At 74.0% G+C, this 3513-nt stretch carries 3 protein-coding genes; 1 reads left to right on the top strand and 2 read right to left on the bottom strand.

Annotation, left to right across the window (positions count from 1 at the left end):
- Positions 1–54: 54 nt before the first annotated feature.
- Positions 55–2088, top strand: coding sequence for a ParB/RepB/Spo0J family partition protein (locus M0638_RS27765; RefSeq protein ID WP_248670195.1), 2034 nt, complete (start codon positions 55–57; stop codon positions 2086–2088).
- Positions 2089–2462: 374 nt separating this feature from the next.
- Here the strand turns inward: M0638_RS27765 and M0638_RS27760 are convergent, their stop codons facing one another.
- Together M0638_RS27760 and M0638_RS27755 are read right to left on the bottom strand one after the other, a co-directional pair.
- Positions 2463–2900: a hypothetical protein gene (locus tag M0638_RS27760; RefSeq protein WP_248670194.1), complete on the bottom strand. Its 438-nt coding sequence runs from the start codon at positions 2898–2900 to the stop codon at positions 2463–2465.
- A complete protein-coding gene (locus M0638_RS27755; RefSeq protein ID WP_248670193.1) occupies positions 2897–3151 on the bottom strand; it encodes a type II toxin-antitoxin system prevent-host-death family antitoxin in 255 nt (84 codons plus the stop codon). The genes M0638_RS27760 and M0638_RS27755 overlap by 4 nt, the downstream gene beginning before the upstream one ends.
- Between the last annotated feature and the right edge of the window lie 362 nt (positions 3152–3513).

The raw sequence follows: 3513 nt of genomic DNA, 5'->3' as shown, positions 1-3513 counted from the left end.
GACGGGCAGGGAAGCAGCGGGGCTGCTTCCCGCCGCCGAGAAAGGGAGATCACCATGACCGACACCATCGCCCACGCCACGGCCGAGATCGCGCTCTCCAAGCTGGACCCCTCCCCCGCCAACGTCCGCCGCACCGGCACAGGGCTCGGCGTCGAGGCGCTGGCCGCCTCCATCGCGGCGCATGGGCTGCTGCAATCCCTCGCGGTGCGGGCCAAGCGCGACGGCGCGGGCCGGGAGACCGGGCGCTACGAGGTCGTCGCCGGAGGCCGCCGGCTCGCGGCGCTGCGGCTACTCGCCAAGGGCAAGCGGCTGGCGAAGCACGCGCCCATCCCCTGCCGCGTGCTGGACGGCGCCGACGACGCCGAGGCGAGCCTCGCCGAGAACACGGTGCGGCTCGACATGCACCCGGCCGACCAGTTCGAGGCGTTCGCCGCGCTGCACCGGGGCGGCGAGGGCCTCGGCGTGGAGGAGATCGCCGCGCGCTTCGGCGTCTCTGCCCACACCGTGCGCCAGCGGCTGCGCCTCGCCGCCGTCTCGCCCGCCCTGGTCCAGGCCTACCGCGACGAGGTGCTGACCCTCGACCACCTGATGGCCTTCGCCGTTACCGAGGACCGCGAGGCGCAGGAGCGGGTGTTCGCGCAACTGCCGGCGTGGCAGCGCAGCCCCGACACGATCCGCCGGCTGCTGACCAACGCCCTTGTCCCCGCCACCGACCGCCGGGTGCTGCTGGTCGGGCTCGACGCCTACCTCGCCGCGGGCGGGCGGGTGCAGCGCGACCTCTTCGCCGAGGACGGCGGCGGCTGGATCGAGGACGCGGCCCTGCTGGAACGGCTGGTGGCCGAGCGGATGGAACGCGAGGCCGAGGCGGTACGCGCGGAGGGCTGGGCCTGGGTCGCCATCGGCCCCGAAGCGCAATCGCAGGCGTGGCGCTGCCGCCGGGTCTGGCCCGCGCAGGTTCCCCTCTCGGCCGAGGACGAGGCGCGCCGGGCGGTGCTCGCGGCGCGCTACGACGACCTCGCGGCGGAGCACGGCAGCAGCGACGACCTGCCGGAGGCGGTCGCGGCGGAGCTGGACCGCATCGAGGCGGAACTCGATGCCCTGGACGCACGCGAGCGCGCCTTCCAGCCCGAGGACATGGCGGTCGCGGGCGCGGTGGTCACACTCGCTTCTGACGGGACGCTGCGGGTGGAGCGGGGCTACGTGCGGCCGGAGGACGAGCCGAAGCCCGACGCGGACGAGGGCGGCGAAGCCGGGGCCGAGGCCGCCGGGGGTGTGGACCCTGCCGACCGTGCGGAGGGTGGACCCGCCGTGGGCGGCGGGGCGTTACCGGAGCCGGAGGACAAGGCCCCTGCCCTTTCGGCCGCCCTGCAAGGCGAGTTGGAGGCGCACCGCACCGCCGGGCTGCAGGCGGAACTGGCGGCACAGCCCGACCTCGCCCTGCGGGTGCTACTGCACGGCCTTGCCACGGACGCCTTCTACGCGCGCTATGCCGACACCGTGGCCCGCTTCTCGGCCCACCCCCCTGCCCTCGCCGCCGCCTGCCCCGGCATCGCGGACAGCCCGGCGCGGCAGGCGGTCGCGGCCGCGGAGGCCACGTGGCGCGGACGGCTCCCGGACACGCAGGCCGATCTCTGGCCCTGGCTGATGGCGCAGGACACGGCGGCGCTGCTCGGCCTGCTCGCGGTCTGCGTCGCACGGGTGGCCGACGCCGGGCGGGACGACTGGACCACACCGCGCGGGGCGGCCTCCATCGGGGGGCGCGTGGCGGAGGCCGCCGGGCTCGACATGCGGCGGTGGTGGGGCGTCACGGCGGAGGGCTATCTCGCCCGCGTGCCCAAGGCGCTGATCCTCGAGGCCGTGCGCGAGGGCGCGGGCGGCGACGCGGCGCACCGGCTGCGCGACGTCAAGGAGGCGATGGTGCGCGACGCGGCGGCGCTGCTGGACGGCAAGGGCTGGCTGCCGCGGGCGCTGCGCGTGCCGGGCACGGCCGTCGCGGGCAATGCTGCAACCAACGAGGCGGCCGAGGCCGGTCCGGCTCCCCTCCCCTGCAAGGCCGAGCCTCCGGCGCTGCCGCAGGCGGCGGAGTGATCCAGCGGGGCCGTCGATCGGCGGCCCCTCCCCGCCCTGGACCGCGGCCGACGCCCCGTGTCGGCGGGCCGGCTTCGCCGGCCCGCCGGGGAGCGACCCTTGCGGCGCGCCGCCCGGGGCACGATGCCGGCGCCAACACGGCCGGCCCCTCTGCGCTCCTTCGGGTCACGGGCCGGTTCTCCTGTCCCGGCACCCTGTCGCTTCGGCCGCTCCGTGAACGGAGCACGGTGAAGTCCTGCTAATAGCGCGCCCGCGAGAGAGCAGCCGGCCCGCCTCAAACTTATCAGGCGTGCAGGTTCTTACCTAAGAAGGCATGAAGGTCAGTAGGCCAGGTGTCCCCCGCTGTTGCGAAGCGGAGGATCAAGCTCACGCCGTCACTCCGACCGCGTGACGAGGCCGCCCTGGCGTTCCCGGTAGCGCGCGACGAAGCGGTCGCGGATAGTGCGCAGCAGGCGTGGCGGAAGGTGCCCGTAGGCCACGCTCTCCGGCCCCTGCCCTGGCACCGGCCGCAGGTCGGGCCCGGGCCAGACGAAGACGTTGGCTTCGGTCAGCACCACCCAGGATCGCGCCTCGTCGAGGCCGAGGTGCCGCTTCACCGCGGCCGGCAGCTCAACCGCCTCCGCCGGGTCGTGCGGCGCCGCGTGCGTGATCGGCAGCACGTAGACCCGGGTGTCGCCGTCCTCGTCGCGCACCGCGAGCACCACGGCGCAGGGCCGGTCCTTGGCGCCCTCCTCCTGCCCGGCCCGCGCCTCGCGGTCCCAGAGGTAGGCGTAGCGGATGACGAGGCCCGGCCGGGGCTCGGGCCAGGTCACGCCTCGCCGTCGAGCAGCTTGTCGAGATGCGCCGTCTCGGCCGGCGGCTCGGCCCGGGCAATCATCTCGACCTCGGCCTCGCTCAGCTCCTCCGTGCGCACCACCCGCCGGTCGCGCCGCTTGAGCCGGGCGTACTCCTCCGCCGAGATCACCACCAGGCGATCGCGGCCGTTGCGTGTCACCGTCACCGGCTCGACCAGCGCCCGGTCGGCGATCCGACCCCAGTTCCGCACGAACTCCGCCGTGGTCACCCGCACAAGGCCCTCCTGTTCCGATACGCACGATACATATAATGCAGATCGCCGGTCGGGCGAGATGGGTTTCGCTGACCGATCAGCGCGTGTGGGCTCGCGTCCGATGCCGATGCCCGTCATTGCATAGGGAAGAACCTTCTTAGGTTCGGCACTCAAAACCTTTATTTCTGAGAAGGGCGGAGGCGGACTGGCATGCCTAATGGAAAGGTGCACCGGCACGGCCTTTCTCGCTCAGCCTCTCATATGATCTCAGGACCTTCTATGCTCAAAACCTATGAAGGTTAGCAGGTGAAGTCTACGGGTTCCGACGGCGGGCGGCTCCGGGCGTCTCCCCCGCGGCGCGGGGGCCGGGCTGTCGG

Origin of the sequence: Roseomonas acroporae, from assembly GCF_023223525.1 — a bacterium.
GTDB lineage: Bacteria > Pseudomonadota > Alphaproteobacteria > Acetobacterales > Acetobacteraceae > Roseomonas_E > Roseomonas_E acroporae.
Note: the sequence above shows the minus strand (reverse complement) of the source record. Positions and strands in the feature narration are given on the sequence as shown.